This is a genomic window from Treponema primitia ZAS-2 (assembly GCF_000214375.1).
GTDB lineage: Bacteria > Spirochaetota > Spirochaetia > Treponematales > Breznakiellaceae > Termitinema > Termitinema primitia.
Window position 1 is genome coordinate 1,684,770 of the sequence record NC_015578.1, and the last position, 17,336, is coordinate 1,702,105.

Annotated in this window: 15 protein-coding genes; 7 read left to right on the top strand and 8 right to left on the bottom strand. The window is 53.8% G+C overall.

Annotated features, from left to right (window positions below):
- Positions 1-98 precede the first annotated feature (98 nt).
- The 7 genes from TREPR_RS07515 to TREPR_RS07545 form a co-directional block, all read right to left on the bottom strand.
- The gene (locus TREPR_RS07515; RefSeq protein ID WP_015707697.1) at positions 99-2,468 is read right to left on the bottom strand and encodes a glycoside hydrolase family 9 protein; all 2,370 of its coding nucleotides are present in this window, start codon (positions 2,466-2,468) and stop codon (positions 99-101) included.
- Positions 2,469-2,477: 9 nt separating this feature from the next.
- On the bottom strand, positions 2,478-2,939 hold the full coding sequence (locus TREPR_RS07520) for a RidA family protein (protein WP_015707698.1): 462 nt from the start codon (positions 2,937-2,939) through the stop codon (positions 2,478-2,480).
- A gap of 36 nt (positions 2,940-2,975) precedes the next feature.
- Positions 2,976-4,580: an N-acyl-D-amino-acid deacylase family protein gene (locus TREPR_RS07525; RefSeq protein ID WP_015707699.1), complete on the bottom strand. Its 1,605-nt coding sequence runs from the start codon at positions 4,578-4,580 to the stop codon at positions 2,976-2,978.
- Between the two features lie 4 nt (positions 4,581-4,584).
- Positions 4,585-5,700, bottom strand: coding sequence for an alanine racemase (locus tag TREPR_RS07530; protein WP_015707700.1), 1,116 nt, complete (start codon positions 5,698-5,700; stop codon positions 4,585-4,587).
- Positions 5,701-5,703: 3 nt separating this feature from the next.
- On the bottom strand, positions 5,704-6,561 hold the full coding sequence (locus tag TREPR_RS07535; RefSeq protein WP_015707701.1) for a carbohydrate ABC transporter permease: 858 nt from the start codon (positions 6,559-6,561) through the stop codon (positions 5,704-5,706).
- Position 6,562: 1 nt separating this feature from the next.
- Positions 6,563-7,498, bottom strand: coding sequence for a carbohydrate ABC transporter permease (locus tag TREPR_RS07540; protein ID WP_015707702.1), 936 nt, complete (start codon positions 7,496-7,498; stop codon positions 6,563-6,565).
- Positions 7,499-7,578: 80 nt separating this feature from the next.
- Positions 7,579-8,853: an extracellular solute-binding protein gene (locus TREPR_RS07545; protein ID WP_015707703.1), complete on the bottom strand. Its 1,275-nt coding sequence runs from the start codon at positions 8,851-8,853 to the stop codon at positions 7,579-7,581.
- 228 nt (positions 8,854-9,081) lie between these two features.
- Between TREPR_RS07545 and TREPR_RS07550 the strand changes: the two genes are divergently transcribed.
- The 6 genes from TREPR_RS07550 to TREPR_RS07575 all read left to right on the top strand — a co-directional run bounded on the left by TREPR_RS07550 (position 9,082) and on the right by TREPR_RS07575 (position 15,184).
- Entirely contained in the window at positions 9,082-9,765 is a 684-nt protein-coding gene (locus TREPR_RS07550) for a helix-turn-helix transcriptional regulator (RefSeq protein WP_015707704.1), read from the top strand.
- A 112-nt stretch (positions 9,766-9,877) separates the two neighbouring features.
- Positions 9,878-10,804 carry a ribonuclease Z gene (locus TREPR_RS07555; protein WP_015707705.1) on the top strand — a complete coding sequence of 309 codons (927 nt, stop codon included), beginning with the start codon at positions 9,878-9,880 and terminating at the stop codon, positions 10,802-10,804.
- Positions 10,805-10,822: 18 nt separating this feature from the next.
- Positions 10,823-11,854, top strand: coding sequence for an ABC transporter ATP-binding protein (locus TREPR_RS07560; RefSeq protein ID WP_015707706.1), 1,032 nt, complete (start codon positions 10,823-10,825; stop codon positions 11,852-11,854).
- Positions 11,851-12,585, top strand: a complete 735-nt coding sequence (locus TREPR_RS07565; RefSeq protein WP_015707707.1) for an ABC transporter permease — start codon at positions 11,851-11,853, stop codon at positions 12,583-12,585. The genes TREPR_RS07560 and TREPR_RS07565 overlap by 4 nt, the downstream gene beginning before the upstream one ends.
- A gap of 3 nt (positions 12,586-12,588) precedes the next feature.
- Positions 12,589-14,214 carry a GldG family protein gene (locus TREPR_RS07570; RefSeq protein ID WP_015707708.1) on the top strand — a complete coding sequence of 542 codons (1,626 nt, stop codon included), beginning with the start codon at positions 12,589-12,591 and terminating at the stop codon, positions 14,212-14,214.
- Positions 14,204-15,184, top strand: a complete 981-nt coding sequence (locus TREPR_RS07575) for a DUF4340 domain-containing protein (RefSeq protein ID WP_015707709.1) — start codon at positions 14,204-14,206, stop codon at positions 15,182-15,184. The genes TREPR_RS07570 and TREPR_RS07575 overlap by 11 nt, the downstream gene beginning before the upstream one ends.
- 1 nt (position 15,185) lies before the next feature.
- On the opposite strand, the gene TREPR_RS07580 is transcribed toward TREPR_RS07575, so the two are convergent.
- The gene (locus tag TREPR_RS07580) at positions 15,186-16,361 is read right to left on the bottom strand and encodes a nucleotidyl cyclase domain-containing protein (protein ID WP_015707710.1); all 1,176 of its coding nucleotides are present in this window, start codon (positions 16,359-16,361) and stop codon (positions 15,186-15,188) included.
- A gap of 55 nt (positions 16,362-16,416) precedes the next feature.
- Here TREPR_RS07580 and amrB point away from each other — a divergent pair, with 55 nt between their 5' ends.
- A complete protein-coding gene (gene amrB, locus TREPR_RS07585) occupies positions 16,417-17,328 on the top strand; it encodes an AmmeMemoRadiSam system protein B (protein WP_015707711.1) in 912 nt (303 codons plus the stop codon).
- The last annotated feature ends 8 nt before the right edge of the window (positions 17,329-17,336 follow it).

Here is a 17,336-nt window from a genome sequence, read left to right on the forward strand (position 1 = left end):
GGATAAACCTACTGTATAGTATGCCCGGAAAAAGCAATGTTTACAATGGGGAATGAGGAATTTAGCCCTAGGAAGCGGCGGCAAGGTTTATGATGTCTTTAGCTTAGAAGGTCTGCGGCGATCCAAAGCCAGCGGCCGGGAGGGGTGGTCCAGACTTCCCGGTAGGTGGCGATGTTTGCCTGGGGCCAATAGGGGAGGTCTTCGTTGCCCCGGGTTTGTACTCCCACGGGCATTTCTCCTACAGTTTCTCCCAAAAGGGCCGTATATTGCTGCCCAAAATTACTGCCCTCTCCGTATATCAGGGATTGGCCAAAGGGATTTTTACCCAGGGTCCAATACAACTGCTCCCGGGCTATATTGAGCAGCGCATGGTCTTTAAAATAGTTCCCTAAAATAGATGCTGCCTTGCCCATGGAAAGATGAATAGCCGAATTTCCCCGAAATGAAAACCATACGGGGAAACACCGGATGCAGTACTCTTTCCCCAGGGGTATTCCCTGTTTAAGCTGCTCCGCATAATTTTTTCGCTCCCCTTCGTAGTCCACCCGAGGATGGACACGCTCAAAGGCGTCCCGGTCGTCTATTTCGTCAGCCCTGTGTATACCCGCAGGGAGCATGCCATAGGGGGCCGTATAAGAGGTCAATGCCTTAAGGTAGTTTCCAAAGAGCTTTAAGCCTGCTTCCCAGAGAGCTTTATCCTCATGATCCGGCAAGGCCTTACAGGCTTCGGCCAGGGCCTGTACAAAGATCTGATCCCGGGCCTGGTGAGAAAAATGAACGATAGTTTTTTTTGTCTCATCCCGGTAGAAAAATCCTTTCAGGGGCGCCTGGGCTTCTCCGGTTTCCTGGCAGTCCAGGAGCTTTCGGGCAAATCCAAGCAGGGGTTCCAAAAAGGATGGGTCCCCGGAATTTTGGAACAGTAGGGCGGCGGCCCAGCACGCTGCGGCATAGTATTGAGAAAGTCCGGCAGATCCTGCGTGTTCCTGGGGTATCGGCGTTTCGACGCCAATTTCGTTAAAACGCTTTATGGCAAAAGCAAAGTCTTCTTTTGCAGCGTCCAGACATTTCCAGGACAGGGGCTGGTCTTTTTCGGCAAAGGCCGCCGCCGCCGTCGCTTCTACAGCGGACATGATAAAATTTTCAAAAGAGTGGTTGTGGACCCCGGCCTCACAGTCATCCATGTTTCCTATCAAGCCATCGGTCCAGCGGCGTATCCCCGCATTGCTGGCCCGGTAGCCATCCCCAAAGCGCATCCTGAGGATAAAGTCCAGTCCCCAGTTGGCTTCTTCCATGAGCCGGTTATACAGAAAACTGTTTTTTGTTTTAAGCGCTTCGGCGGTCTGCAGCAGGGCATGCAGTATTTCTGCACTTTGAACCGTCTGCTGGGATACATCCGCGGCATCATGCCAGCCGCCCTGGTAGGGCAGGGTAAGTCCCCCATGTTTGGCCACCACATCGGCATGGCAGACGCCGTGCTTTCCTGATACGGGATAACCGCACCGTTCGCTGTATAGAAAATTTATCAGCTTCCAAATAGTATCTTCAAAGACTGTGTCCCCGATGCGGAAGGATGCAGTACGGGTATTGCCAAAACAGAGATAGTAAGTCCCCGGAGTTTCGACGGAACTAAAATCCATGACCCCAAAGGCGCCATGGATATTTTCTACTCTGTCTATGGGACCGGAAAACACGGGTTTTTCAGTCTCCCCGTTAAATACCGTAAAATCGGCGGCCGTTGTTTGGGCAACAGCGGTTTTTGCGCCCCCGCAAAAATATCCGGAGGACGAAAATACCGCAGTTTCTTCGGCGCACTGCCACCCATGAACCACATCGCATTGAACTTCCTGAAACTGAATATCCCGAAGTTCAAAAAAAAGTTCATCTCCCGTACTGAGTTCCTTTCCGTAGCGGTGGACCTCAAAAGAAATTTCTTCGATCCGGTCGTGGGCTATGGTGTCTATTTCCCATGCGCAGGTATTCCACTCAAAATTTTTAAGGTTTATGGCGTTAAAGCCTTCCCGGGAATAGACATCGGGGATTTTTATTTTACCCGTGTTTACAAAGCCGACCCGCACAATGGGACTGTGCAGCCCCGGGCAGGCAGGACGGATTTGAAAATAAATGCGGTTGCCCCGGCTCAGGTCCCGGCCTCGGAGATCAAGCCGGGCAATGTAGGAACCAAAGGTGGCATAGTCTCCCGCCGCAGCGTCCATGGCCCGGACTTCTTTTCCGGGCCAATGATCCGAGCGGGCGCCGGTTTTGAGGGCCAGAGTACCATCGGCACCAATCCGGAATGTTCCTTCTCCATCAAAGGTCCAGGGCTTTTGATCTGTACCGTCCCAGAGGCTGATCCGGTGCAGAACCGGTTTTTTCAGGCTCCGGTATTCAACGGTTTTTTCAGCATCCGCCTCCAGGGGGTAATGCACATACAGGGATTCCTTGAGTTTTGTTTCAAATTGAATATCCATACCAGCCGCCTATAATTCTATTTCAAAGATGGCTTCGGTTTCTACCGGAATGTTTCCCGGCAGCGCATTAACGCCAATGGCAGACCTGGCGGGCAGCCCTATGGCAGGGCCAAAAAGATCCGACAAAAGCTGGGTGCCGCCATTGGCTACATCGGGCTGATTGTAAAAATCATCGGTTCCGGCCACCATGGTTAGTATCTTTACGCAGTTTTTTATTTTACCCAGATCGCCGATATTGGCCTCAAGGATTGCCAGTACATTTAACATACAGTTACGGGCAAAGATTTGTCCCTGGGCAATATCAAAGTCACTGCCCAGTTTACCCTGAATAGGAACATCCAGCAGGGGACCGCAGCCTGAGACATATACCAGGCCCGACCCAAATTGTTTTACCTGTGCATAGACTCCCCCTTTAGGCGGTGCCTTGGGAAGAGTAATCTTTAATTCTTTCAGCCGTTCATACACACCCATATATCCATCCTTATTATTTTTATTCTCATTGCTTGATTAAACCCCGCGGGAGAGCACTGAACCCGAATACTCTTCGGTTTTGTCCTGCCGCCAGGCTATAGTTCCATTTACCATTACCAGATCCATACCTGCTGCTTTCCGTAGGGGGTTAAGATAATCCCCCTGATCGGTAAAACACTCAGGTTTAAAAATTGCTATGTCCGCATAATTGCCAGGGGCCAGTCTTCCCCGGTTTTTTATTCCCACCCGATCCGCGGCGAGGCCGGTCATCTTGTGTATTGCCTCCTTTAAGCTTAGAATTTTTCGTTCCCGGACGTATTCTCTCAAAAGTTTTGGAAAGGCGCCGGTCAGCCGGGGGTGGGGATGAGGGGTTCCGCCATAGAGGGAATCGGATATCACCACGGTCCAGGGCAGCCGGGCTATGGTATCAACATCCTCCTGGTCCATGCTGAGAACAATTATCCCTGCCGTTTCTTGGTCCAACAAAAGATCGGCCAGTAAATCAGCGGCATCTTCATACCCTTCATTCCGAGCAGCCTCATCCATGGTTTTACCGAGATACTGTTCATGGTTTCCCCCTGAGAGGGAACTAAGGATGATCCGATCCCAGCCTATGCTGGTAACCATGTTATCCCATCCGGGGTGGTTTTTATACAGCTCTGCTTTTAAAAAATCCCTGCCCCCGGGAGCAGTCAATTGTGCCCGCAACGCTTCGGGTTTGTCCGCCTGAACTGTTGGGGGTAAAAGGGACAGTATGGTGGTGGACCCTCCGGTATAGGGATAAAAATCCGCTGCCACAGGCTGCCCCCGGGCGCGGGCCTGTTCGATACAGTCGATGGCTTTGAATATTGTTTTGCCCCAGTTCTGTATACCCGTAGCTTTTAAATGGCTGATATTCAGCGGAATTTCAGCGTTTCCGGCAACTTGTATCATCTCTTCCACCGAGGCTGCCAGGCTGTCCCCTTCGCCCCGGATGTGGGTGCATAAGACGCCGCCCCGTTTGCCTGCTTCCCGAGCAAGACTTTCCAACTCTTCCCGGGACGAAAAATATTCAGGCTGGTACATGATGCCAAAGGAAAGCCCTAAGGCCCCGGCATCCATAGCCTGGGCAATAAAGGCTTTAGCCTTTTCCAGTTCCTTTGCGCTGAGGGGAGCGCGGGAAAACCCTTTCAGCGACGTTTCGATGGCCCCAGCGCCGGCAAGAAAAGCCATGTTGAGGGGCAGGGGCAGCTGTTTGAGTCCTGCGGTATAGGCTGCATAATCCGCAAGGGGCAGCCCATGGGGCACAGTCCCCAGTACCGGCCGTATATACCGGTACATTTCTTCTTTCCATCGGGGGTCAACTGGCAGGGGCGCCATACCGCAGTTTCCTACCACCGTGGTACTAATCCCCTGGGCAAGTTCAATCTGCCCAAAATCCTGGTCCGTAAAAACCGCTGCATCACAGTGGCGGTGGATATCAATAAAACCTGGACATACCACTTTCCCCCGGGCGTCTATCACCTGGGCGCCGGAATCCGGCAAATCAGGGCCCATGCGGGCAATGGTTTTACCCTCCACCAAAAGATCCGCTGTAAAGGGCTCGCCGCCGGTACCGTCATAGAGGAGGCCGCCCCGGATTAGGATTTTATTCTGGCCCATGGATTTACACCACCATGCCCCGGGCTTCTACCCGCTGGAGGCGGAATTTTCCCGCCTCTTCCAAATACACCTGGTTATGCATGTTTATGGCGGTACACACATGCAGGGGAATCAGGGTAATACGCTGTCCTACCGAGAGCAGGGTTTTTCCGTTGACAGACCGAATAATGCCGTGTTCTTCATTCATACGATCAAGGAGCAGATCCTCCCGGCCTTCTACCCGGGCATAGGCGGTATACTGAAAGGGCGCCGTATGCAGGACCACATCGGTGGGAAAGCATTTGGTCCCGCCGTCAATAACCGCATAATCTTCCCGGGGACAGCTTACCACCGTTGCAACATAGCGTACCGCTATCTCGGATGGTTGGGCGACCTTTTCACTGCAGAGCATAAGGTCCTTAAAGATGTAGGTGCCCGGACGTATTTCATTTATCTTGCCGAGCCGGGCCACCGCTGCTCCGGTGGGAGAAGAACCCCCTGAAATATCCGGGAGTTTTATTCCCAAAGCTTCTATCTTTTTAGCAGCCCTTTCCATGAGGCTGCTCTCTTCCTGAGCTGCCAGCTCATTTTCCTCCGTCGGCGTCCCCTGATAATTGAGGCCTTTAAACGTATAAATTCCCGTAAGCCGGAGCCCCGGCATTTTATATACCGCCTCCGCAAGCAGGGAAGCTTCTTCCAGGGGTATCCCGGTCCGCTTTGCCCCGGTATCAATTTCAAGCCGTACTTCCAGTTCCTGTCCGGCCTTGACTGCGGCCTGGCTGAGGGCAAGGGCGCCTTGCAGGCTGTCCACCGCCAGAATCAGCCGGGTAATCCGTCGGGCCAGGATCAGGGCCCGCTGGATGCGAAAGTCCCCTACCAGGGGGTAGGCGATAAAGATATCCTGTAGGCCTCCGTCAGCCATGACCTCCGCCTCGCTCACCTTGGCGCAGCATATTCCTGAGGCGCCCGCCTCGACCTGCATACGGGCAAAGAGGGGCATTTTATGGGTTTTAACATGGGGCCGCAGCCGACATCCCGCGGTATCGGCGATTTTTTGCATGGCCGTAATATTTTCCCGGACCTGTTCCATGTTTATTACAAGGCAGGGAGTTTCGAGCTGGGCTTGGGTAAGGGTCTCCATGTGTTATGCCTTTAAACCGCTGGTAGCGATTCCCTGTACAAAATACCGTTGGAAGAAAAGAAAAAACACAATCACCGGAATTACAAAGATCAGGGATGCTGCCATGAGCAGGGACCAGTCAACGGTATATTGGCTTAAAAATTGCTGCAGCCCCAAAGAAAGGGTTAGTTTTGACGGGTTGCTGATGTAGATAAGGGGGGCCAAATAATCGCTCCAGGCGTCCAAAAAGGCGTAGATCCCCACGGTAACCAGGGCCGGCCTGCAGAGCGGCAGGGCGATAAAGACATAGCGCTGCAGCTCATTGGCCCCGTCAATACGGGAGGCTTCCATAATCGAATTGGGCACCCCGGCAAAAAATTGGCGTACAACGATGATGTAAAAGGCCTTGCCAAAAAAATTGGGAAGTATCAGGGGAACATAGGTATTGGTAAGATGCAGTTTCGAATAGATCCGGTAAAGGGGTATCATGGTCACCGTAAAGGGGATCATCATGGTGGCCAGTAAAAGACCGGAAATAATTTTACTGCCCCGCCATTTTATTTTTGCCAGGGAATAGGCCACCATGGGAGTAACAATAAGCTGCCCCAGCACGGAGAACAGGGTTATAAAGACAGTGTTACCCATGTACTTCCAATAGGGTATGGTTTGAATCGCCTTAGGAAAATTTTGAAACACCAGCTTTCTGGGCAGGAGCTGTACCGGCAGGGTAAACGCATCCTTGTTGGTTTTAAAAGCAGTGGTCAGCATGATAAGAAAGGGCGAAAAAAAGATAATGCAGAGAACTACCACTACCGCAAAAAAAATGACGGCGGTGATTTTCTTTTTAAGGAATCCCTTGTTAAACAGCCGACCTTTTTTCATTTTATTCCACCCCCGCGTTTTGCGTCGCCCTTTTGGTTACTTTAATCATAACCATGGTGAGCAGGGATACTACTATGAAGAGCAGCCATGCCATCGCAGAGGCTCTGCCCATTTTAAGAAACGAAAAGGCGTTATGGAAAATATAGAGGGGATACATCAGTATGGAGTTACCCGGACCGCCTGATGCATAACCCGCCCCGGCGCCAGCACCGGTACTGGCGTTGGTGATAATATATACCTGCTGAAAATACTGAAAGGCGTTGATAAAATTGAGAATAGCCTGATAGACGAGTACATGGGCTATGGACGGCAGGGTAATGTGAAAAAACCTGGATAGGGGACCAACGCCGTCAATCTCCGCCGATTCATAATAACTGATGGGAACTTCTTCCAGCGCCGCCATACAGACCAGCATGGCGGTCCCGGTGGACCAGGAACCCATGAGCAGCAGGGCCGGTTTGGTATACCGCATATCCATAAGCCATGCGGGCCCATGGATACCGAACCAGCCGAGGACATTGTTTATATACCCATAGGAGGCGTCGAACATCCAAATCCAAACCATGGTTGCCGCAATGGTGGGGATAATACAGGGTAAGAAAAAGATGGTTCGTACAAAGCCCCGCTGGCGAAACTTTCTCGTGACCACCGTGGCCAACAGCAATGCTACAAGCAGATTGACCGGGGTAGATACAAAAGCCATAAAGAGGGTATTCATGAGGCTTTTATAAACCAGCTTATCATTGAGCACCGCAGTGTAATTTGCCAACCCTACCCACTTGGGCGCCGTAACGGGATTAAACTCGGTAAAGCCATAATAAAAGGAAGCGGCCAGGGGATAGATACTTAAGCAGATAAAACCGATTATCCACGGGAGGGCAAATAAAAACCCATTTCGTGTATTCCGTGCAGAATTTGACAATAGGATTTTTTGCATGGTGACCTCACGTTTTACGTATTGCAGCCCCAAGCTCGCCCTGCAGACTCAGTCTGCGGGGTGAGCCTATGGAAACCGGACTATTGCAGGGACTTTGCCTGATCCGCCAAAGCTGCCAAAGCTGCTTCGGGGGTCATCTGGCCTGCGTACACATAATCAAGATATTCATTTAACAGTGAAATATATTTGTTCAGATCACCGATCTGGGCGTACTGTATGCCCTTTTCCTGGCTCAGAGCCTCGATAAATTCGGGGAAGCCGGGCATGGCAAGAATTGCAGGATCGTTGTAGAGGGCTTTTAAGGCCGGGAGAACCCCGGTACCGGCGCAGATTATTTTTGCACCCTCATAGCCGGAAAGCCATTTGATAAAATCCCAGCCGCCGTCTTTATTGGTCGCCGTAATGGGAATCGACGCAGAGTCGGTTTCATAGCGGCTTGAGCCCCGCAGTTCAGGATGGGCCTTAGTTCCCGGGACCAGGGTAAGGCCCCAGTTTACCGTGGAGTTGAAATTTTTCATCATCGTCGGCAGCCAGGCGCCGTCCAAACGGAAAAGCTGTTTTCCCGCAAAGAACATATCCTGTTCGGTATACCGGTTGGTATTGGCGGTTCCTATAAAAGACTGGACCTTGGTGATGCCGTATAAATTGCGGTACCGCTGATTGTATGTAAGGCTCTCAATGGCGCCTGCCGACTGGGGGGTGAGGGTCTTGTTATCCGCCGCCCACCAGCGTCCGCCGAAACCATAGATCAATTCCTGTCGGGCCGAGGCCAGGGGGAAAAGGGGATAGCCCAGGACATCAATATTGCCGCTGGCGTCCAGTTTTGTGGCCTTAACCGCCATCTCATACATTTCTTCCACTGTTTTAGGGGGCTCGGAATAACCCGCCGCAGCCAGGATGTCCTTATTATAGAACATCTGAATAACATAGCCGTCCACAGGAAGCGCAAAGAGCCCACCGTCTATCGTATTGGCCGCAAGCGCCTGGTTTGAATAAATACCCAAATCAAGCTTATCCCGCTCCGCATAGGGCTGCAGGTTCTCAAGGAGGCGGTTGGCCTGAAAAGCAATCACAGCGGAATTGGAACCCTTGATAACATCCGGTGGTTCGTTGCTGGCAATGGCAACAATGATTTTTTGCTGATCGTTGACGCTTAAGCCCCGGGCCTCGTATTTAGTCTGGGAAGTGTTGTACGCAGCGATGGCCTCTTCATAGACCAGGGCCTCGTCGCCGGTATTCCCATACCATACGGTCACAACTTTACGTTCCCCGCTGGCGGGTTTAGAAGCATTGCAGGCGACAAGAAGGCCCGCAATCGCCAAAATACAGAATGCCGAAAAATGCCATTTCTTCATAATTTCTCCTCCATAATGATAAGAAAATTTTACCATGCAGTTTGTCAATTGTCAATGATTCGGACAAAAAAAACGGTTTTTTGCTAATTTATTATACTTTGTTAGATTTCTTCCTACTTTTTTGATCATTTTCAAACTAATTTTTAGGTTATTGATAGGATCGTAAAAAACCTACTTGACACCCCTCTTTTCCTGCGTTTATCGTAACAGGCAGTAGGGAGATGCACAATGAACAGCCTGGAAGATGAACAACCCTTTTTAAAACAGCTCTTAACCCTCATTTCCGCACAGTTCGGCGACCGTTGCGAGGTGGTCCTCCACGACCTGACCCGGGATTACAACCATACCATTGTGGACATCCGTAACGGTGGGGTGACCAATCGGAAAATCGGCGGATGCGGCAGTAATTTGGGCCTCGAAGTGCTCAATGGCAGCGTAGAAGGTGGGGACCGTTTCAACTATGTCACCACAACTCCGGACGGTAAAATCCTGCGGTCCTCTTCTATATATGTAAAAAATGATGATGGTAAGATCATTGCTTCAATCTGTATCAACCTGGACATTACGGAGTCCATACAATTCGAAGGCTTTTTGCGCAAGTATAATCATTTTGAAGCGGGGCAGGGTGAATTTTTTGCCCAGGATGTCAACACGCTTTTGGACTATATGGTGCAGCAGGCACAACAACTCATGGGCAAGGACCCTAAAACGATGAACAAGGACGAACGGATAAGCTTTTTATCCTACCTCGATCAAAAGGGTGCGTTTCAGATATCCAAATCCAGCGTTAAAATATGCAAAGTCCTGGGGATAAGCAAATTTACCCTTTATAGCGATTTAGACACCATACGGGGCGCAGGCAATGCCGGGCAGATCCCCGTCTTTGACGAAGCCCTGGACGAACAGGCTTAGGGATATTTTCTTCTTCAGTATTTAGTCCCTTTGCTCGGTGGTTAAATTTGTATCTCCCGCGCCAAGCCCCGCACATTGCATTTTTCCCCGTATTTTAGTATACTCTTCCCTAATGAACCTTGAAGCCTTTATCCTCGGTTCCGGCGGCATGATGCCCTTGCCGAACCGTCATCTTACATCTGTGCTGTTGCGCCGCGAGGGGGAGCTCTTCCTGTTTGACGGGGGGGAGGGGACCCAGGTTTCCCTGAAGAGGCTCAACCTCCGGTGGAAGAAGATATCCGTCATATTTGTCAGCCATACCCACGCGGACCATGTGACAGGTATTCCAGGGCTGCTCATGCTCTCCTCCCAGGTGGACCGGGACGACCCGCTCTACATTATCGGCCCCCCCCGGATTGCCGAATATATCGAGACCAGCCGCCGGGTGCTGGATATGTATATCAACTATGAAATCGTGGTAAAGGAAATTACCGAGCCGGGCATTGTCTATCAGGGCGATGGTTTCCATGTCCGGGCATTTAACCTGCGACATACCAAGCCCTGTCTGGGCTATGTGCTTGAGGAAGACCGGCGCCCCGGCATTTTTCACCCGGAAAAGGCGGATGCCCTGGGGGTGCCCCGGGGGCCCCTGTGGTCCCGGCTCCAGTCCGGGGAGACCGTGACTGCCGCGGACGGCAGGGAAGTGCGGCCTGAGGATGTGCTGGGGGAAACCCGGTCCGGGCGGAAATTTTCCTTTGTCACCGATTCCCTGGCCTTCCCGGAAATCGCCGATGAGGTGCACGGGTCGGACTTTTTTGTCTGCGAGGGGATGTTTGAGCGGGCCCTGGAAGAGAGCGCCCGGGAGAAAAAGCACATGACCGCCGAACAGGCCGCCTACCTAGCAAAGGCGGCGGAGGTTAAAAAGATGGCCCTGATCCATTACAGCCCCCGCTACACGGACTACGATCTGAAACAGCTTCTCAAGGAAGCCCAGAATATATTTCCCGGGACTATCCTGACCCGGGACAGGATGGTATATCCAATTGAATATATCGATTAACTAAGGAGACTTGGCCCCATGATTGAAGTGCATGGACTCACAAAACGGTACGGCCCGGTCGAAGCGGTAAAGGATGTTTCCTTTTCAGTAGGCAAAGACCAGGTCCTCGGATTTCTCGGCCCCAACGGGGCGGGGAAAACTACCATCATGAAGATCCTCACGGGTTACCATTTTCCGTCCGGGGGCAAAGCCCTGGTGGACGGGATTTCCGTGGAAGATGATCCGGTGGAGGTAAAAAAGCGTATAGGCTACCTCCCGGAAAGCGTGCCCCTCTACGGGGATTTGACCCCCACGGAGTACCTGGACTTTATCGCCCAGGCCCGGCTCATCCCCAAGGAAGAGCGGAAACAGCGGCTAGAAAACACCCTGGACGCCTGCGGGCTCCAGCATGTCCGGTCCAAACGCATCGAAGAGCTTTCCAAGGGTTATAAGCAGCGGGTGGGGCTTGCCCAGGCTATCATCCACGATCCGCCCATCCTGATCCTGGACGAGCCTACCTCAGGGCTGGACCCGAACCAGATTATCGAAATCCGCAGCCTCATAAAAACCCTGGGGAAAAGCAAAACAGTAATACTGTCAACCCACATACTCCAGGAAGTGGAAGCGGTTTGTTCCCAAGTGCTGATCATCAACGAAGGCAGGATCGCTGCGCAAGGGAGCCCCGAGGAAATCGCCGGCACCATGAAGGGCGGTGATACCTGGGAGCTGACCCTGAAGGGGGCGGAAATCGGGAGCCTCCCGGAGAAGTTCAGCCTCCTGGACCGGGAAGCGAAACCGGCCCTAGAAAGCCGGGAGGATGGCACGGTGGATATCTCCTTTTTCCTGCAATCCTCCGCTATTCCGAAAGAAGAAGCCGGCCCGGAAAACCCTGCTTCCTCAGGGGGCGATGAGGGGGAGCGTATCTTTGATTGGGCGGTGTCCCAGGGATTCAAGATCCTCAGGATGAACCGGAAACGGCTGAGCCTGGAGGATATATTTGTAAAACTTACCAATGAAGTTAGTAATACTGCGCATAACAGTAAGACTGATAGTACGGGGGTCAAATCATGAAGATTATATCCCAAAGGGCGCTGGCCCTGGCCCGGAAGGAACTCTACTCCCACTGCAATTCCCCGGCATTTTACGGGATAGCGGTATTTTTCCTGCTCTTTACCTCGATCTGGCTTTTTTATATCCAGCGCTACTTTGCCATGGATATGGCTTCCCTGCGGGTGTATTTCGCCGCCTTTCCCCTGGCCTTTATCCTGGTCATTCCGGTGATCACCATGAAAAGCTGGGCGGAGGAACGGAAGCTGGGGAGCGTGGAACTGCTCCTGACCATGCCCTTTTCGGAATGGGAACTGGTGCTGGGGAAATTTATTTCCTCCCTTGCGGTAATGGCCTTCATCATAGTCCTCACCATTCCTGTTCCCCTGAGCCTGCTTCCCCTGGGCCGCTTTGATGGGGGGGTGATTTTCGGGGAGTACATAGGGAGCCTGCTCCTGGCATCTGCAGCCACCGCATTGGGGCTGCTCCTCTCCTCCCTTTCCAAGAACCAGGCCGGGGCATTCCTGGGCGGGGCGGTGGCTCTCATGGCGGTCATGCTGATCCAGCAGATTACCCAGAGCTTTGACCTGCCCCCTTGGCTTGCGGAGGGGATTAACTTTATTTCCCTGGCCTTTCACTTTGAAAGCTTTTCCAAGGGCCTCATCGATTCCCGAGATCTGGCCTTCTTTATCACAGCCACGGTACTGTTCCTCTTTCTCAATACCCGGGTTATCCTGTACCGGAAGTGGAGGTAGGTGATGACAAAAAAACAGCTTACCCTTATTACAATTCTTTCTGTTATTGCCATGGTGTTAGTAATACTAATCAGCCGGCGTTTATGGTTCCGCCTGGATTTAACGGCGAATAAGGCCTACACTATTTCTGCGGTTTCCCGGAATCTTCATACCGAGATACCCGATCAGGTCCGCATTACCTATTACCTTTCGGACAAACTGGCCTCGGTGCATCCGGTGCCTGGGGAAATAGAGGATCTCCTGCGGGAATACGCTGCCTATTCCCGGGGCAAGATACGGCTCACCGTGCGGGACCCCGTGAAGGCGGGGCTGAACCGGGAAGTGGAAGCCCTGGGGATCATCTCCCAGCAAATGGAAATCGTGGAGCAGGATCAGGCAAATATCGCCGTGGTCTATTCGGGGATACTCATCGAATACCTGGATCAGGTGGATGTGATCCCCTTTGCCTTTAACCTGGGCACCCTGGAATACGATTTAACTTCCCGGATACGGACCCTGGTGCGGGGCACCGAGCGAGAAGCGGGTTTCCTGGTGGGCGATTCTGGCCGCCAGTGGTCCCGGGAGTACGCCATCGCGAACCAGGCCTTTGCCCAGTCGGGGTTCAGGGTGCGGGTTTTCAATGCCGGGGAGGAGATCCCCGATTCCCTGCCAGTGCTCTTCGTGCTGGGCGGGGTGGAGGACCTGGACGACTGGGCCCTGTACCGCATTGATCGGTATATCCAGGGGGGGGGCAAGGTCCTCTTTGCCCTGGAAGGGGTCTTTGTGGATCAGAACGGGGGCCTTGAAAGCCGGGTGATGATCGACAAGGGGCTTCAGGCCATGGTGTCCTTCTACGGCGCCACGGTAAAATCCGAACTGGCCATGGATGTATCCGCCCTGAGCCTCTCCTACCAGTCCGTGGACCCCTCGGGTTCCCGGGTGTACCGGATCATCCGCTATCCCCTGTGGATAGGCATCCTGAACCAGAATGGTAATCCCGACCACCCGGTTACCGCCACCTTTGGTGGGCTGGATGTCTACTGGGCGAGCCCCCTGGAACTGACCCCCCCTGAGGGTGTGGATGCGGTTCCCCTGTTCTACACCACCGCCGATGCCTGGTCCCAGACGAAGAACTATAGCGCCAACCCGGAAATGTCCTACCTCTTCCAGCAGGAAGCCGCAGAAACCCGGGGCCCCAAGATACTGGGGGCTAGTCTTTCGGGAAAATTCCCCAGCTGGTTTGCCGGGGTACCAAAGCCGGTACGGGAAGGCTCCGAAGAGGAGCTGCCCGATATGCCTTCGGAGGCTAAGGAATCCCGGATCATCGTTATAGGCGATTCGGACTTGGCCACCACCCTGATCCAGTATACCCGGAGCGACCGGAATTTTGACCTGCTCATCAAGGCTGCGGACTGGCTGGGGAACGACGATGATATCATCGGCATACGGAACCGGCTCCCCCAGTCCGGGCGGCTGGACAAAATTACGGATCAGAGCGCGCGGGTTAAGGCCATGGCCTTTGCCCGGTATTTTAATGTTGTGTTCATCCCCCTGGCGGTAATTGCCCTGGGGATTTTCCGTTCGATACAGCGGCGCCGCTCCCTCAGGGCCGCTAACGTGAAAGGAAAGGAAACTCCCGATGCTGTATAAAAAGAAAGTTTTACTGCTTACTACTTTGGTAGGCTTTTTAGCCCTGGTCTATGCGCTCACCCTGTTCTTTGATCCCGAGCGGGTGAATTCCCGGAACGCTGCGTTCCTTTGGCTGGATCCTAAATTCCGGGATCAGGCGGACAGTATAGAACTGTCCCGGCCCGGCGACTGGGCCAATCCCCAGCGCCTGGCCCGCCGGGGAAATGACTGGTTTGCCCTGCTTGGAGACGAAGAATTCCCCGCAAAAAGCTCCCGGGTGGATGATCTCCTCCGTGCCCTGAGCGTTCGCGCCGCCTACCCGGTGCGCGGTTCTGCCCCGGCGTCCCATGGCCCCATGGGGGTCGCCGAAAACAGCGCCGCCCGCATCCTGGTCAAAGGCGGGGCAGGGCTCCCCCTGCTGGATCTGCTCATAGGAGGCAGGGACGCTTCGGGGATGGAAGTCTATCTGCGGAAGAACGGCCAGAACGAGGTCCGATCCGGGCAGGACACCCTTTCCACTTACATCAACGGCGTGGGAAGTTCCTGGTACAATCTCAGGATTTTCCCCACCATCGATCAGTCCCTGGTGCAGCGCCTGACCCTTATCCCCCTGCCATCGGATGAAACCGGCGAACAGGGCCCATCCCTGGTGATTACCCGGAACGGCGGTGGCTGGAGCATAGCGGGGCTGGAAGACGGCACGGTGGATACCCAGAAAGTGGAGTCCTATATCAGGGGCGTCCTGGAGGCTGAGGGAGAGAATTTTGTGCCGAACCTGAAAGCTGCGTCGGCTTCCTTAAACGAGGGCCGCATTACCCTGGAACTGGGCAACCGCTCAACCCTGACCCTCAGCGTCGGGTCCCTTCCGGACGCCGGCGAGGAGAAACGCCGGGCCGCTGCGGCTTCCGGGTCAAGCTATGTGTATACTTTGGCGGACTGGACCGTGACCAGGCTCTTCCGGGATAGCGCTTACTTTGTGAAACAGGAATAGCCTAAGCCTTCTTCCCCCGGCTTTTGATATAAGCCCGGTATTTTTCAGGATCGCTCTTGAAAGCCACTATCGGGGAATCAGGCTCGGTTTGTGTCCTTTCCAGGGCTTTGGAAGCCTCAAGGATGAGCCGGTCAGCCGCTAAAGCCCGTCCTGTCCGGGCAGCCAGGCCTATGCGCAGGTCATTCCTGTGGGGGAATATCGCCGGCAGGCCGCTCAGAATCTGTTTGTGAAATTTGTCGGCTCTGGCAAAGCCGTCCTCAAGGCTGACATTGGGCAGGATCACCGCTATCCCCCGGGTGCCCCATTCAAAATTCAGGCCCGGGTTATTAAAAAACTGGATCACCAGGCCGGCGAATTTCCGGTATACCTGGTCATCGTCTCCTACACTGAAACCGGCGGTGAGGCTCAGCTCCAGAAGCACAAAGGTCAGATCCTCAGCGGTGGAGGAGCAGCGCCGCAGTTCCTCTTCCAGCCGACCCTTGGCGTCCTCTTCCTTTCCCGCTGCGCTTCGCGCCGGTTCCGGCTGGGGGCCGCCCTGTTCCGGTGGCGGCCCGGCTTTTTTGGAGGCCGATCCGGTTCTTGAAGAGGCAGGTTCCTTTTCCGCAGGAGCGTAGGCTTCCTGCATCTTGCGGTCCACCATGGCTGGCTGTTTTTTTATTCTCAGTGAATAGATTAACAGGGAAAGCCCGGATAAGACCAGGGCTGCAAAGATCATGAGCAGTGACTGTTTCAGGATATTCGTGAAAATCGGGTAATTGATCTCCGTGGTGACCGCAGAAATGTTGGCGTTCCGAAAACCCATCCTGAGAGGGGAAAAATGGGGCTCCCGGGAAACGCCAAATCGGGAAATGAACCGGGGGCTATCCCCCACCCAGGTAATAACAGTGCTATTTTCCCGTTCATAGGTATATTCAACCCCATAGGGGCCGGTAATGATGACACCCAGGAGGGTTTCGGATCCTGCAACCGTGTCCCGAACCGCCTCAATAAAGGGCTCCTCCATAAATCCCAGTGCCCCTGCCGAAGAGGCGATATCCGCCAGATCGTAGAATTCCCGCTGGGCCACCACCCGGCGTTCGTTGATACTGGCAAAGATCCGGATAACGCCGGTTCCGATAGCCGCCGCATAGGCTGCGATGCTTATCACCGCAATAATAGAAGTTACTTTTATCCGCATAAAATTATTATATACGTTTTTTTTATAACATGCTAGAATGGTATAGAATAAACGTATGACTTTGAGAAAACAACGCCTTCAGGCGGGCTGGTATCCCTTTTCCGCCTCTGGGGTGGCAGATTTTTTAGGGGGAATTTCCCTGGATGGGGAGCATTATCCCTCTGCTCCGGCGGCGGTGGCCCCCCACGCGGGTTGGTTCTATTCAGGGGCCATTGCGGCCAGGGCAGTTTTGTCCCTGGATAGGGATGCGGAAACTGTGGCCATCATCGGAGGCCACCTTCCCGCTGGTATGCCCCCCCTTATAGCCCAAGAGGACGCCCTGGAGACGCCCCTGGGGGAACTGCCTGTGGACCGGGAATTCGCCCTTGCCTTGGGCCGGGCCCTGGATTGCCGGGGGGACCGCTACACGGATAATACCGTGGAGGTCCTGCTTCCCATGGTTCACTATTTTTTCCCCCGGGCCCAGGCGCTTTGGCTCAGGCTCCCGGCTGAGGCGGCTTCCCTTGAGGCGGGTCGGGAGATTGCCCGGATAGCCAAAAAGATCGGGCGGCGGGTGGCGGTGCTAGGTTCCACGGACCTGACCCATTATGGGGAAAATTATGAATTCAGCCCCCGGGGCAAAGGGGAACAGGCCCTGGCTTGGGTCAGGGGTGTCAATGACCGGCGCTTTATTGAGGCGGTTTTATCCGGGGATCCCCGGGCCGTCCTGGAAAGGGCCGAAGAGGAGCGTTCCGCCTGTTCAGCCGGTGCGGTCCTGGGGGCCATAGGCTTTGCCGGGGAAAGCGGTGCCCCTAAGGGTGAATTGCTGGCCTACGGTACCAGCGCCGATGCGCGGGGGACTCTCTGGCTAAAGCCGGCGTTGCAAGTAGCGCGGGGAACTTCGTTGCAAGTAGTGGATAGCGAAGCTTCCCGCATCGAGGTCCCCGATTCTTTTGTAGGCTACGGGGCTTTTTACTGGAGAAAATAAGGGGGTGA